8 protein-coding genes and 1 tRNA gene are annotated in these 13,706 nt (G+C 40.6%); 2 read left to right on the top strand and 7 right to left on the bottom strand.

The window, feature by feature from the left end; translation table 11 throughout:
- On the bottom strand, positions 1–1,338 hold the full coding sequence (locus ACUNWA_RS17475) for a PhoH family protein (RefSeq protein WP_445593212.1): 1,338 nt from the start codon (positions 1,336–1,338) through the stop codon (positions 1–3).
- A gap of 125 nt (positions 1,339–1,463) precedes the next feature.
- Here ACUNWA_RS17475 and ACUNWA_RS17470 point away from each other — a divergent pair, with 125 nt between their 5' ends.
- Together ACUNWA_RS17470 and ACUNWA_RS17465 are read left to right on the top strand one after the other, a co-directional pair.
- A complete protein-coding gene (locus ACUNWA_RS17470) occupies positions 1,464–2,765 on the top strand; it encodes a bifunctional folylpolyglutamate synthase/dihydrofolate synthase (protein WP_445593211.1) in 1,302 nt (433 codons plus the stop codon).
- Positions 2,766–2,853: 88 nt separating this feature from the next.
- A tRNA-Val gene (locus ACUNWA_RS17465) sits at positions 2,854–2,928 on the top strand.
- Positions 2,929–3,156: 228 nt separating this feature from the next.
- Here ACUNWA_RS17465 and ACUNWA_RS17460 read toward each other — a convergent pair.
- The 6 genes from ACUNWA_RS17460 to ACUNWA_RS17435 all read right to left on the bottom strand — a co-directional run bounded on the left by ACUNWA_RS17460 (position 3,157) and on the right by ACUNWA_RS17435 (position 13,509).
- A complete protein-coding gene (locus ACUNWA_RS17460) occupies positions 3,157–4,386 on the bottom strand; it encodes a DUF4998 domain-containing protein (protein ID WP_445593210.1) in 1,230 nt (409 codons plus the stop codon).
- Between the two features lie 190 nt (positions 4,387–4,576).
- Entirely contained in the window at positions 4,577–5,944 is a 1,368-nt protein-coding gene (locus tag ACUNWA_RS17455; protein ID WP_445593209.1) for a DUF5126 domain-containing protein, read from the bottom strand.
- A 94-nt stretch (positions 5,945–6,038) separates the two neighbouring features.
- A complete protein-coding gene (locus tag ACUNWA_RS17450) occupies positions 6,039–8,054 on the bottom strand; it encodes a RagB/SusD family nutrient uptake outer membrane protein (protein WP_445593208.1) in 2,016 nt (671 codons plus the stop codon).
- A 111-nt stretch (positions 8,055–8,165) separates the two neighbouring features.
- On the bottom strand, positions 8,166–11,633 hold the full coding sequence (locus ACUNWA_RS17445) for a TonB-dependent receptor (RefSeq protein ID WP_445593207.1): 3,468 nt from the start codon (positions 11,631–11,633) through the stop codon (positions 8,166–8,168).
- A 230-nt stretch (positions 11,634–11,863) separates the two neighbouring features.
- Entirely contained in the window at positions 11,864–12,889 is a 1,026-nt protein-coding gene (locus tag ACUNWA_RS17440; protein ID WP_445593206.1) for a FecR family protein, read from the bottom strand.
- Positions 12,890–12,948: 59 nt separating this feature from the next.
- On the bottom strand, positions 12,949–13,509 hold the full coding sequence (locus ACUNWA_RS17435) for an RNA polymerase sigma-70 factor (RefSeq protein ID WP_445593205.1): 561 nt from the start codon (positions 13,507–13,509) through the stop codon (positions 12,949–12,951).
- Positions 13,510–13,706 lie beyond the last annotated feature (197 nt).

Here is a 13,706-nt window from a genome sequence, read left to right as displayed (position 1 = left end):
TTACAACAAATCGCTGGCCAACTCTGCTAAATAGCTTCGTTCGCCCTTAACCAGGTTAACATGCGAAAACAATTCCTGCTTCCTCATTTTATCCGTCATATAAGCCAATCCGTTCGACTTCATATCGAGATAAGGCGAATCGATTTGCTGCATATCGCCGGTAAACACCATTTTCGTCCCTTCTCCGGCACGGGTAATAATGGTTTTGATTTCGTGTGGCGTCAGGTTTTGAGCTTCGTCAACAATAAAAAAGGCGTTGGACAAACTACGTCCCCGAATATAGGCTAAAGGCGTAATCAACAAACGCTCTTCCTTCAGCAACTCCTCAATTTTCTGATACTCCTGGCTACGCGGATTAAACGCGTGTTTAATAACCGACAAGTTATCGAAAAGCGGCTGCATATAAGGGCTAATTTTTTCAGAGGCATCACCAGGCAAATAGCCCAAATCGCGGTTACTCAGCGCGACAATGGGGCGAGCCAGCAGGATTTGTTCATACTGTTTGTTTTGCTCCAGAGCCGCAGCCAAAGCCAGCAGCGTTTTTCCCGTTCCGGCTTTTCCGGTGAGCGATACCAGCTTGACCTCCGGATTCAAAAGAGAATTGATACTGAAGGTTTGCTCCGCATTGCGCGGTTTAATACCGTAAGCCACACGCTTTTCAATTCGAACAAGGCGTTGCGATACGCTATCGTAACGAGCCAGCACGCTCGATTTATTTCCTTTCAGAATAAAATACTCATTAGGAACCGGCTCTTTGTTGATCTCTGAGTCGGCAATGGTCATCGATCCTTCATTATACAAGCGATCGATCAGCAGGTCTTTGTAATTTTCAATTTCGCTGATACTTTTTTCAAACACCTGCGGATCCTTAATCTTATCGTTTTGATAATCTTCGGCCAGAATACCTAAAGACTTGGCCTTCATGCGCAGGTTAATATCTTTTGAAACCAGGATAGCTTGGCGGTTTGGATTTTCATTCTTTACAAATTCGGCAACAGCCAGAATCCGATGATCCGGAATATCCTCCTTAAAAGACTGCTTCATGGCTTCGGTAAATGGCTTACCGGTAGCAATGATCAGTTTCCCAAGACCTTCGCCCAGCTGAATTCCACCATTGAATAACTGTTCACCAACAATTCCATCCAAAATCCGCACAAATTCCCGCGCCTGAAAGTTGATCGGATCATTTCCTCGCTTAAATTTGTCGAGTTCTTCCAGTACCGTTAAGGGAAGGATGATATCATTATCTTTGAACTGGTAAATGCACGTGTGGTCGTGCAAAATGACATTTGTATCGAGTACAAATACTTTGGTGTCGATTTGCTTTTTTGCTGCCATAGTTCCAAGTTTAGCTTTTGCTAAATGTAACGAAAAAAAGCTGACATTTACTTGTTGACAGCCTTAAAACAAAGCAAATCTTATCAACACCCTAAACATATTTTTGACTAAACACATGATTAACAATGATAAGTTATAAACACACCCTCGATTTTTTATATACCCACTTACCTATGTACCAGCGGACTGGGCCGGCAGCCTACAAAAATACGCTGGATAACACATTGGCTTTAGATAAATTCTTTGGCTTCCCGCATCAGCAGTTTAAAACGATTCATATAGCCGGAACCAATGGCAAAGGATCAAGTTCGCATTTGTTGGCATCGGTTTTACAAGAAGCCGGTTACACCGTTGGCCTTTACACCTCGCCCCATTTAATCGACTTTCGCGAGCGAATCAAAATTAATGGGAAAATGATATCGGAAGATCAAGTAGTGGCCTTCATCAATCAATTCCGCCAATCGACGGAGCTACGCCAATTGGAGCCTTCCTTTTTTGAAATCACTGTTGCTATGGCTTTTGATCACTTCCGAAACCAACAAGTTGACGTTGCCATTGTGGAAGTGGGCTTGGGCGGCCGCTTGGATTCAACCAATATTATCCGCCCCGAAGTATCGCTCATTACCAACATTAGCTTCGACCATACGGCACTGCTAGGCAATAGCATTGAGAAAATTGCGACTGAAAAAGCCGGTATTATCAAACCGAATGTACCGATAGTCATTTCTGAAAGCAATGACTCATACAATGCCATATTTGAGTCGGCAGCCCACCAAAAGCAGAGCCCCATTTACTTTGCCGACCAAGAATTCCAAGCCGACTATTGCCTTTTCTTACCTGAAGGAAAACAGCTTTTCAATTTCAAGAAAACCGGAGAACTTACTTTCCCTGACCTAAAAATGGACCTACTGGGAAACTACCAGCGAAAAAATGCGGCCGGAGTACTTAAAATAATTGAACTGCTAACAGCACAAGGATGGATAATTGAAATGTCAGCAATTTATGAAGGTTTCTCTAAAGCAGCCAAAAACACGGGACTAAAAGGTCGGTGGGAAGTGGTTGGGAACAATCCGTTGATGGTTTGCGATACGGCACACAACGAAGCCGGATTAAAAGCAGTGGTTTCGCAAATCGAAGCCACCCCTTGGAAGAACTTACATGTTGTGTTGGGCATGGTGAACGACAAAAATCTGGACTTGGTTTTATCCATTCTGCCCCAAAAAGCAACTTATTTTTTCACCCAGGCAAAAATTCCCAGAGCACTCCCGGCAGCAGACTTAGCAAGCCAAGCAGCAGCCTTTGGACTGCATGGCCAAGTGATTCCATCTGTTCCTGAAGCAGTTGCAAAAGCACAGTCTATTGCCAATGCCCAAGACCTGATCTTTATCGGGGGCAGCACATTTGTGGTGGCTGATTATTTTTCTTGATTTTTTTATTTTTTTATTTTGGAAGGGCAAAAAAAGACTCTATATTTGCAACGCCTTTCTGAAAGGAGGGTAAGTTCAGAAAACATTCGGGCGATTAGCTCAGTTGGTTCAGAGCATCTGGTTTACACCCAGAGGGTCGGGGGTTCGAATCCCTCATCGCCCACAAAAAGAGAAATATCTTCACGATGTTTCTCTTTTTTTTATGCCCAATTTTTTGAGGGCAGAACGGATCAGAAGGGGTCACCCGTAAAAAAGAATATAAAGCAAAGATGATAATAATTTTTACTCCACCGGAAATTTATACTGATCCCAAAAGAGGCTGTCTCCTTAGTGATAGGAAACAGCCTCTTCTTTAGACTATGATTTTGAGATGCAAATTTTAAATTACTAATTAATCGACGATTCGCTCTGCATCAACCTTTATTTCAGATACTCGAATACCTCCATTTCCAGTATTATGAGAATCAGGCATGGTTAGCATTAGTAACCTAAATTCAGAAGGCGCTGTTAACTCAAGAGTCTGTGAGCTTTCTACACTTTCAAAAGTAAGCGTGCCAACTTTTGTCCAGTTGTTTTCATGCGGAACCTTCCAATAACTGACTGCTGTTCTATCCGTTCCTTTATCGGTGTTTGGGACATATTGCATATCATTGCTCACCCAAACATCAACGGTTTTCAAAAAGGCCACAGCGTCGTTGTTTATGGTAATTGAATTCATCATAAAATCATCTTTGTAGTCAATCACATAATAGTGAGCCAGAGTTGGGTCACTGTTGTTATTATGGAAACTTTGATGATCGCTATAGCTCCATCCTGTATGCCACATGTTTGTCCATGAGTTATGGTTCACAAACCCATCGAAGGCAAATTTGGCTTCCAGGTCTGCATTTTCAGCCTGACAATAATCAACAATTTGAGCCGGAGGATATGGGATAACAGTCTCTGAATATTTGATAGTCGTCAGCGTATCAAGGTCTGTTTCATTCAAATGATACCTGGTTTTATTACGAACAATTCCACCTACTTTATGATTTACCAACGGATAACTGCTTTCCGTAACATAAACCTCCTCCGTAAAATTTCCATCAATTTGCTCGTAACTAATATAATTTCCAACAGAACCAATTTTGCGCTCTATGATTATTTCACTAACATCTGGACTAAAGTTAATACCGTCATTCAATAAGGTTGACTCATAGATTGCCCCGTATACAAAAGCCCCTTTGTTACTTTTCAACGACTTGTTACCAAACACATCAATGTTTTGTGCCTCAATCAACAAGTTCCCCTGAATACCATCTCCTGAAACGTCAATGATGGTATAATAGCAATCCAAATCCGAATCGTAGTTACTCTCATTGTATTTTACCTGAACGGAATCCTGCTTTTCACTTGTTACGTTCCACGATAACAGACAGTAATCACGATTTACATCTTCTGCTGGATAAATGTTTACCCGTATCCGATAGTATCCTGATTGAAAGTCAAGTTCATTCACTTTGCCGGCATAAATAATGGGGCCATTTTCTGTATGCTCATCCAGAAAGTTACTTGCATCATCGCAAGCCACTATGCTAAAAAGAACAAACAAACTAACTATTCCTCTTTTTATATATTTCATTCGTTTATGATTTTAATCTTTAAGTTAACTCATGAAACTTGTAATCATCATGGTCAGATGTTCGTTTCATTTGTTTGAAATTTATTATTTGTTGTGGGCATAAGATGGAATTCAAAAACGATTTTTAGTCCTCTCAATCACTCTGATTTTCATCCTCTTGCCCTTATTGTCATACTAAATCAGTTGAAATCTATTCATAGTATTTCTTTCCAATCTGCCCCCAAAGGAATATCTCATTCCAGGCATAGACCATTTGGTCTGGCCCTGCATAGCTTTCCAGCATTTCAATACGCAAGTAGCGGAAATTAGCAGACGGATCAGCCTCCGGATTCACATTGTCATCCTGAATTGAAAACTCCATGCCTTTTGCGGCCTCAAGTTCATCAGGTGTTGGGTTATTGCTGTCTACAGCATCCGGAGCAACATACTCTCCTACCAGTGTCCACCCTTCGGGAAATTTAGTTTGTCGATTTGCATTCTCATCATTCGTTCCCCAGAACCGGAAACGTTTGACACCACCCCCGATGTATGGCTGACGCCAATGTATTTTCATCCGGCTTAAGCTTACATCAATATTTAAATCATAAGTAGCGAATACGGATTGTGCAAATTCATTTGTAGACTCATCTCCATCATTCAAATTTTTGGTGAATTTAGCAACCCAAAACGCGTTTGCTGTTGAACCATCAAACAGGGTGTGTGGCCCATAATAGGAACCATAATACAAACCATCTTTCTGAATACCTGTTACAGGATCAATGCCGTTAATCTCGTAATCCTGAGTTACTCCACTGGTGTATTGATAATCAAACCAGGACAAGGCTTTAATCTGCTTGTAGTCAACAACATCTTCTCGAAATGGAGTCCAAAGACCAACTAAGGTATCCGAGCGATTACCCCATTTGTCACTTACCACAAAACCAAATTTTTGCTCGTAATCGGGGTATTGACGCACATAGGCATAAGTCCTGTTGGCTGTAGTATCCCGCGTGTATATTCGCTTCGTTGGATCCTCTGAAAACTTGGTATCCCCTTTAACTTGTAGAGTGTCGTCTGTTAAAACATGAATCACCAACAAATCTCCTGAAACATTTTCCCAGTCGATTTTCACACCTCCAAAAGCAGCCTGAGCAGTCATTGTTTCTCGGGCCAGTTCTACCGGAGAAATTAACGGCGAACCTTTGGCTATAGTCACTTCTGACTCATTGCCACTATTATCCACGCACACGAGCTCGACTTCCCTTTCATCGGTTCCTGTAAAGCCCTCAGCCGTAATGGAAGAGGAGTAGCGTGACACTGTAAAATCCACTTTTTCTTGCCGATCGTTTATATACGATGCAACAACCTGTGCAATATCGTCATCGCCTTTGGGAAGAGAAAAATGAATCTCCAATGCCCCTGACTTGGGAACCACCTCGTTCACTGTTATTTTCCCCGGAGCAATTTCATCGGTCTGAATTTTATCCAGGCCTTGATAAGATTCAGCACATGCAGCTATTATTAAGGCACATACTAATCCCCACGAAAATATCCTTATATTTTTATTGATTCTTTTCATTTTAATTTAATTGCTAATTACTAATCTACTCGATAAAAAATTACATAAACTACATTGATGTTCTTTTTCATCACTATGTATAATTCACCCCTTGCTACCAGCCCGGATTTTGAACCAGGTTGGGATTCTGTAATAAGGTATTCGTTTTAATAGGCATGAGGTAGTCTTTCATGGAGAATCGCGGTTGAGCCAGCACAGTCACACTATAAAACTCTTCTTTCGTCTTACCATTTGTATTCCATCCCGTAACTGGCCGATTCAATAAATCTTCAGCCATAAGCCATCTTCTTACATCGTAATAGTAAGCACCTTCGAAAGCCAATTCATTGATTCGTTCCTGCCGAATAATATCTCTTAGTCCTTCCTGGCTGGCTGGCTTATTTTTGTATTCTGCCGTGGCATAATTACGCCAGCTTTCCACTACGCCTTCCATCCCTACGCGAGCTCTGATCTCATCCAGGTAAGCGTAAGCATTTTTCCCTTGTGAGTCGGTTTTGGTTGGTCCGCCAACTTCATTCAGACATTCGGCCAGCAACAGGTACAAATCAGCCAATCGAATGATCGGGAAAGAATACAATTCCTCAATCAAGTCAATGCGTGTTGCGGCATAAGTGGTTGATAAGTGGCTTAACTTTTTGACCAAGTACCCTGATGGAGGGAAACTTCCATACCCTCCATAGTTTTTCGGTCCACAGCCTTTTCCATTTTGAAAGTTCGGATAAGATGGATCATCTAAGCTTTTCTCTCGTCCTTCCCAAATTCCACCATCAAAACCTACCGAAGCATAAAAACGTAGCGACCGATTGAAATGGAGAACAGCCGATTTTTCACCTTCTTTAATCAGGTATCTGGCATTTTCATCCGTAGCAATTTGAGTTTGATACCGATTTAAATACCAGCCGTTGTTAGCCCAATCCTGATCTTCTTCAATAGGAATGCCGTTAGCCGAATAAAAACGCTCAACTACATCTAACACAGGGCCATGTCTTTGTCCCAACTCAGAGCCGGAAGCACCATTCGCATTATTCCATTCGCTGTTGCTTAACATGGTTGAATACATCTGTATCCGTTTAGTATTTTCATTGGTTGCCCATATAATTTCAGGGTTCCACGATTCAGTAATCGCCTGTCTAAGACTGATCATCGCCTTTGTGGTATCACTTATATTGGCAGAACTAACTCCTTTAATCGCATTGTTGCCGCCATCTGTTGATACAAATATCATGGCGCCATCAGCTTCGGCATGCCGACAAGCTGAATCGCAAGCGGCCAAGGCATTTTCCCACAATGCCTGACTATCTTCGGCGGGAAAAAGTTCGGTGCCTCGATTGTCTGTAATCCCAGCGTAGTAGTTGTTATTATTGAAGATCGGGCTGGCAGCCAACACCAAAGTTTTAGCCTTAATGCTCCAGGCAATTGTTTTGGTAATCCGGCCATATTCCGTAGCATTGTCCAATTCAAATAGCGTTGGCAAAAACGGAATCGCCTCATCCAATGTATTTACTATGTAAGCCACAACCTCATCAACCGGAGCGCGGTATACATTTACCTTATCCCCTTTATCCGAAATAGGGGTTACTTCATCCATGATTGGGATTGGTCCGTAAAGCTGGAAAAGATAGAAATGAAAGTAGGCCTTTAAAGCTTTTACTTCTGCGATCCAACGCTCCCGAGTAATTTCATCTAAATCTTTTGGACCACCGTTTTCTACAGGTATATTTTCCAGAAAAACATTACAGTGCCTGATGCCATCCCACAATGCTCGGGGAGCTCCATTGCTTCCGTCCCAAAAATTCATATACGGATTGGAAACAATATTCCCCTGAAAATGCGACCTCATGGGAGCGGGTTGTCCTGCAGACATCGATTCTCCTAGATCATCCGGCGAGTATAAAATATCGCCTCCGCCAGTTAAACCAAGTGTATTTAATGGATTGGCTACCGGAGGAAGATAACTATAGCAGGTAAACAAATACTTTTCACTATTGTAAGCATCGATAAAAGCGTCTTCCAGAACCGGTTTGTCATCTGGTAAAATGTCCAGAAATTTATTACACCCGGTAATCGAGAACAGGAATAATAACGCTAGGATATATTCTATTTTTTTCATTCGTTTATATTTTTTATTTTCAACGGTAACCCATGGAACTCGCACCATATAATCATCCTTCTTTGTGATAATTTTTACCATGCTCGTTTCATTTTATATTGTTACTCTTGATTAAAAATTAAGCTGTAGACCTAAGTTGAATACTCGTTGCAATGGATAACGAAGTCCGTTACCTCGCATTTCAGGATCCCACAATTTGAAATCAGAAAAAGTCAACAAGTTGGTTCCACTCGCGTAGATTCTGGTATTAATGCCTTTAACTTCCGGAAACTTGTAACCAAGCTCTACTGACTTCAGACGTAAATAGCTTGCCGTACGCATCCAGTAGTTGCTGTTTACAAAGTTGTTGTTATTTCCGATGGAAGAAACATTATTCCCTTCCTGATTGACAACTCTGTCGGGCGACAGACGCGGCCAGGCAGCATAAGGATTCCGGTTGGTCTCAGTCCAAACATCTTCAGCAATAAAGTTCAACATGGCCCGGTTCCCTTTTCTTCCTCCTGAATACACCTCTAAAAATGGGGCCATTTCACGGGCATTTAAGAAAAAAGAATAACGGGAAGAACCTTGAAAAAACATGGATATATCGAAGGTTTTATAGCCAAACGAACCACCAAAACCGTACTGAATTTCCGGTGTAGACGGATAGCCCATTGGAACTATGTCAAATTCGTTTATAATACCATCATCGTTAATATCGCGGTATTTAATATCACCGGCCTGATAACCACCTCCGGCACTGCTTACCTGCTGCAAGGGAGAATTTTTAACTTCCTCGTCGTCAATAAACAAACGTTCAGCCACGTAGCCTAAAGTCTGACCGACCTTCTGGCCTACTTTTGATTTCCAGGGAGCAATACCCGAGTAGTCCAACTCATCGTATTTAGTTATCTCTGCAGTACCATAGGTGAAATTCCCCCTGACGATATACCACATCGAGTTGTTAAGACTCCTGTTATAATCCAAAGTCAAGTCAACTCCCTTACCTACAGCTTCCCCATAGTTTGTTCTTACATCGGCTGTTAACCCAACCGTTGAAGGAATATCAGGCCTGAATTGAACAATATTGGTACGGCGCTCGTGATAGTATTCCGCCTGAAAAGTAAGGTCATTATCGAACAAACCTAATTCAATCGCAAAGTTTGTCTTATAAGATATTTCCCAGGTAATATTGCGGTTGGCATATCGCGAGATTGCGATTGTAGGCCGACTAAAGGTGTTATAAGGGTTGCTTCCAAAATATCCGGCCGAATAAGCATTCAGATCCACATTGGAAGTAAAGAAAAACCGATCTTTATTTGACACAATAACGTCATTTCCTACCAACCCATAAGTGGCTCTTAATTTTAATTTAGGAATCATTCTTTTCAATCCAGCCCAGAAATTTTCATCCGAGATTTGCCATCCGGCCCCAATAGAAGGGAAAAACCCCCAGCGGTGATCTTTGTCAAAACGCTCCGACCCATTTAGCCCGAAGTTAAATTCAGCAAAATATTTGTTGGCAAAACTGTATGTAAAACGTCCTGCAAAAGCCAGGTTTCTGGATGGCAATGAAGAGTCCAGGTTTTCAGGGCTTCCGCTCAGGCTCTCCTTAAACGAACCTACTAGTAGTCCGCCAACATCGTGTTTGTCTTCAAATGTCCGGTTGTAAAGCACAGCACCTTCTCCATAAGAACGGGTAGATACCGATTTTCCTCCTGAACTATAATCAATATAATCGGATCCTCCTTCCGGATTAAGGACAGCTAACTCATAGGGGAACGTAGTGTTGGTTGGATCGTATGTTCCCTGAATGTACTGATAGTAAAAAGGCTTGTAGTCTCGTTGGATGTTAAAGCCGGAATAGCGGGTTACGCTCCCAATAAAACGAGCTTTCAATCCTTTTGTCAGCATATTTAAATCCTGGTGCAATTCAAGTTGAGCAAGGAAGGTGCTTTTTCTCACATCTTCGTATCCGCGCATAATATCGGCATATGGATTGATGTAATCCGGTGTACCAATGCCGAATTCATTACCTGAATAGTTCCCAAACAAAATGCGGTCGACATACTGGGTGGCCTCATCAGTAGCATAGAAGGCTGGGTATAGTACAGGGTTGGCCATCAATGTTTTGTTGTATGTGTTTGATCCTCCACTTCCAAATTCTCCAATTGGACCGGTGTAGTCCTCAAAATTTCCATTTACTCTAACCTTCGCTTCCAGTGTCTTCGTTAAATTTAAGTTTACATTGGAACGAACTGAGTACCTCTTCATATCAATATTGGAATTGAATGGATTCACTTTATCCACTTGAAGAATACCGTTGTCTTGTGAGAAACTTCCAGCTAAATAATACCTGGCCGCATTTCCTCCTCCGGAAAGGTTGATATTTGCCCGGCTGTTAATGGCATGGTTCTGTGTCAACATATCTCTCCAATCCACGGCCGGGTAAACATATTTATTCCGGTTAGGGTCTTTTGTAATGTCAATCTTACTCTGAGAGTAGGTGAGTTGATCATGACGCGTTAAGCTGGCAATGTTTGTATACTCCATAAAAGAAACAGGATCAGCAATGTCAACTTCAGTTGTCGGAGTTGATAGTGACGTTTCGTATCGGAAAGATACTTTAACGGCCCCCTTCTCTCCCTCCTTGGTGGTTACCAAAACCACACCATTGGCACCTCTTGCTCCATACAAAGCGGTTGCTGCAGCATCCTTCAGAATAGAGAAACTTGCTAAGTCATCCGGACTTAATTTGGCTAAGTCGTTTGATGTCATTTCAATGTTATCAATTAAGATAAGGGGGGAAGTAATTCCACTACCAAAAGATGTTACACTGCGAACAAAGAATTGCGCATTGTCTTCACCAGGAGCACCTGTGGTTTGATAGGAAACCAATCCAGCCATTTTCCCTGAGAGTGCAGTGGTTAAGTTACTTGACGGAACTTTTAACTCCTTTGTATTGATTGTTGTAATAGAGGAAGTTACGCTCTCTTTCTTTTGTTTTCCAAAGGCAACAACCACGGTTTCTTCCAATAGTTCAGTACTTGCCGAAAGCCTTACATTAATGACCTTAACTTTATCAACTTTAATGGTTTGAGAATCGTATCCGATAAATGAAAATGTTAATTCGTCGCCTTCATTTACTGTCAATTCGTAAATTCCATCACCATTTGTTATTGTTCCGTTTGTTGTTCCGGCAATAACGACATTGACTCCTGGAATGGGAGAGTCATTAAAAGCGTCGGTAATCTGGCCTGTAATTCTTAAGCTTTTGGGTTGTTGTTGACTAAGAGGTTTGTTCCCTTGTTTTAGGGCGATGACACCATTTGTTATTTGATAGGCGATATTACTATCGTTAAATAACAGGGTTAAGATATCATCAATCTCTTTTCTCTTGACATCAATTGAAACATGTTGTTTCATATCAATTAGTTTGCTGTCATAGGCAAATACATACTCCGATTCCTGCTCAATCACCTTTATCACTTCCAGGATGGTCGTGTTTTTAAGATTCAGGGAGAACTCAGTTTCTTGAGCGAATATACTTGATGCACTTACCTGGCCAACCAGCAATAACGCAAACATTGTCATCTTCATCAGAAGGAATAATTTTGACTTCCACAAATTATGACATGTGAAAGCCATCAGTACATAGTTTTTTTTCATAGTTTTGTTAAAGATTAGAATACTCTACTTTTAATCTAGCATTTCACGTTTCGACCCGGAAATGCAAAAAATGAGGGGATGTGTCCAGCATCTCCTTTTTTCATTAAAATCGTTAGTTTTAGTTTCACATAGGCATCTTTTTGAAGTGATTAAAGAAAATTTTAGTTCGATTTGATTATAATGTGCTTTTTAGCTTTTGCATTTGTGTTTTTTACCTGATAGGATATAGAAGTCGTATATTTCAAGATATCAAGTATCTCTTCAATCGTTTTATCTTTAAAGCTTCCATTTATTTTACTGTCAATGTTTTTGGCTTCGGAAAAATCAATAAGAACATCATATTTTCTAATAAGTTTTCGAATGACATCCTCCATTGAGTCGTCGTTAAAAGTCAAGACACCATTTCTCCAACCTCCATAGCTATCAGCGTCCGCTTTTATCAGCTCGAGGAGTTGACCGTTGGTTGCTATTCTGGCTAGCTGGCTGGGACTCATTTTTAACTTATTGCTTGGGGAGTCGTGATTATCAAAACTTATCAATTCAATACTCCCTTCTTTTAGAAAAATTTCAGTTTTTGAGTCTTCCGAATAATTACTCACGTTGAAGATTGTTCCAAGAACTCGGATGTCAATCTTACCCAGATCAACTATAAATGGATGGTCCTTATCCTTTGCAACTTCAAACAAGGCTTCACCATCCAATGTAACTTCCCTTGTATCCAAATTATCAAAACTAAGTGGGTAAGAAATTTGTGAGCCTGCATTCAGAAAGACGAAACTACCATCTGGTAAATCAACTGTCATTGTTTCTCCAAGTGGACAGCTGATCGTATTTATGGCAGTCTGCTGGTTGATTTCATTCCGAAACAAATCGACTCCCCAATACAAGGACGCAAATAAGATTGGAAGAACGAATATTGCAGCAACTTTACGGAGGGTGCGGTATAAGTTGTGCCTGGATTGTGTTTGAGCGGCTATTTTTTGCTGAATTCGGGAATGTGCGGTAGTGAGGTCATACTTATGTTTGCTTTGAGCTGATTCCCATAAGCTTTTAATACGCTCATACTCTTTATTGTTTTCAGGATTCTGTTGTAGCCAGTCGTTAAAGAGCTTTTGCTCTTCCGTATTAGCCTCTTCTGACAGAATCTTAGCCAAAAGTAGATGTCCTATATCTTCAAAATTATCCATACTTAGTCGGTTTATACTCTTATAAAACGACTAAGTATTTAATTTCCGTGACAGGGTGCCTAATAAAGGTGATAAAAAAATGAGAAAAGAATGACCAGATGATGCTTGAGCTCATCACGCAAAAACTTTAAGGCTCTGCGTATTTGGGTGTCGACCGTATTTTCAGAAATATCCAATTGAGTAGCAATTTCTTTATATTTTAATCCATCGAAGCGACTGAGGCAAAAGATTTCTCTGCGTTTCTGTGGTAGTTTCTGTATGGCGAGCTCAATGTGTTGTGTGAGCTCAAAATCTTCAAGTGAGTCATGAAAATGTTCATTGTGATCAGTGGCTTGGGAGAATTGATATTTTTCTTTAACGGCTTGATGTTTTAAAAAATCCAAACAACTGTTGTAAACTGACCGGAAAATATAAGCTTTATTAAATTTTGATGGATCTATATCGGTACGGCTTGTCCATATATTCACAAAAATATCCTGTATTAAATCCTCAGATGCTGCATAGTCTTTAATAAAAGAATATGCATAATTGCACAATCCTTCGTAATTTTTGTAAAATAGTAAATCAAATGCTGACGAGTCACCATTTCTTATCTTAAGGGCTAGGCTTTCAAAATCCATTAAAAATAATTAGTTGGGATAGAAAAGTGAGCAGTTAATTATTGGCTGCAAATTAAATATTTTTATCCATAATGATTAGTATTTTGTATGAATTTTGCAAAGTGACTCGGAGTTAGTCAAGGATCAGTATAAATTTCTGGTGGAGTAAAAATTATTATCATCTTTGCTTTATATTCTTTTTTACCGATCAATGAACT

It is taken from the genome of Sunxiuqinia sp. sy24 (assembly GCF_052677165.1).
This window is presented reverse-complemented; position numbering and strand designations above follow the sequence as displayed.

Coding starts and splice junctions, on each gene's coding strand:
- ACUNWA_RS17435 (WP_445593205.1), bottom strand. CDS start 13,509: ATGGATTTTGAAAGCCTAGCCCTTAAGATAAGAAATGGTGACTCGTCA.
- ACUNWA_RS17455 (WP_445593209.1), bottom strand. CDS start 5,944: ATGAAAAGAATCAATAAAAATATAAGGATATTTTCGTGGGGATTAGTA.
- ACUNWA_RS17475 (WP_445593212.1), bottom strand. CDS start 1,338: ATGGCAGCAAAAAAGCAAATCGACACCAAAGTATTTGTACTCGATACA.
- ACUNWA_RS17470 (WP_445593211.1), top strand. CDS start 1,464: ATGATAAGTTATAAACACACCCTCGATTTTTTATATACCCACTTACCT.
- ACUNWA_RS17460 (WP_445593210.1), bottom strand. CDS start 4,386: ATGAAATATATAAAAAGAGGAATAGTTAGTTTGTTTGTTCTTTTTAGC.
- ACUNWA_RS17445 (WP_445593207.1), bottom strand. CDS start 11,633: ATGAAGATGACAATGTTTGCGTTATTGCTGGTTGGCCAGGTAAGTGCA.
- ACUNWA_RS17440 (WP_445593206.1), bottom strand. CDS start 12,889: ATGGATAATTTTGAAGATATAGGACATCTACTTTTGGCTAAGATTCTG.
- ACUNWA_RS17450 (WP_445593208.1), bottom strand. CDS start 8,054: ATGAAAAAAATAGAATATATCCTAGCGTTATTATTCCTGTTCTCGATT.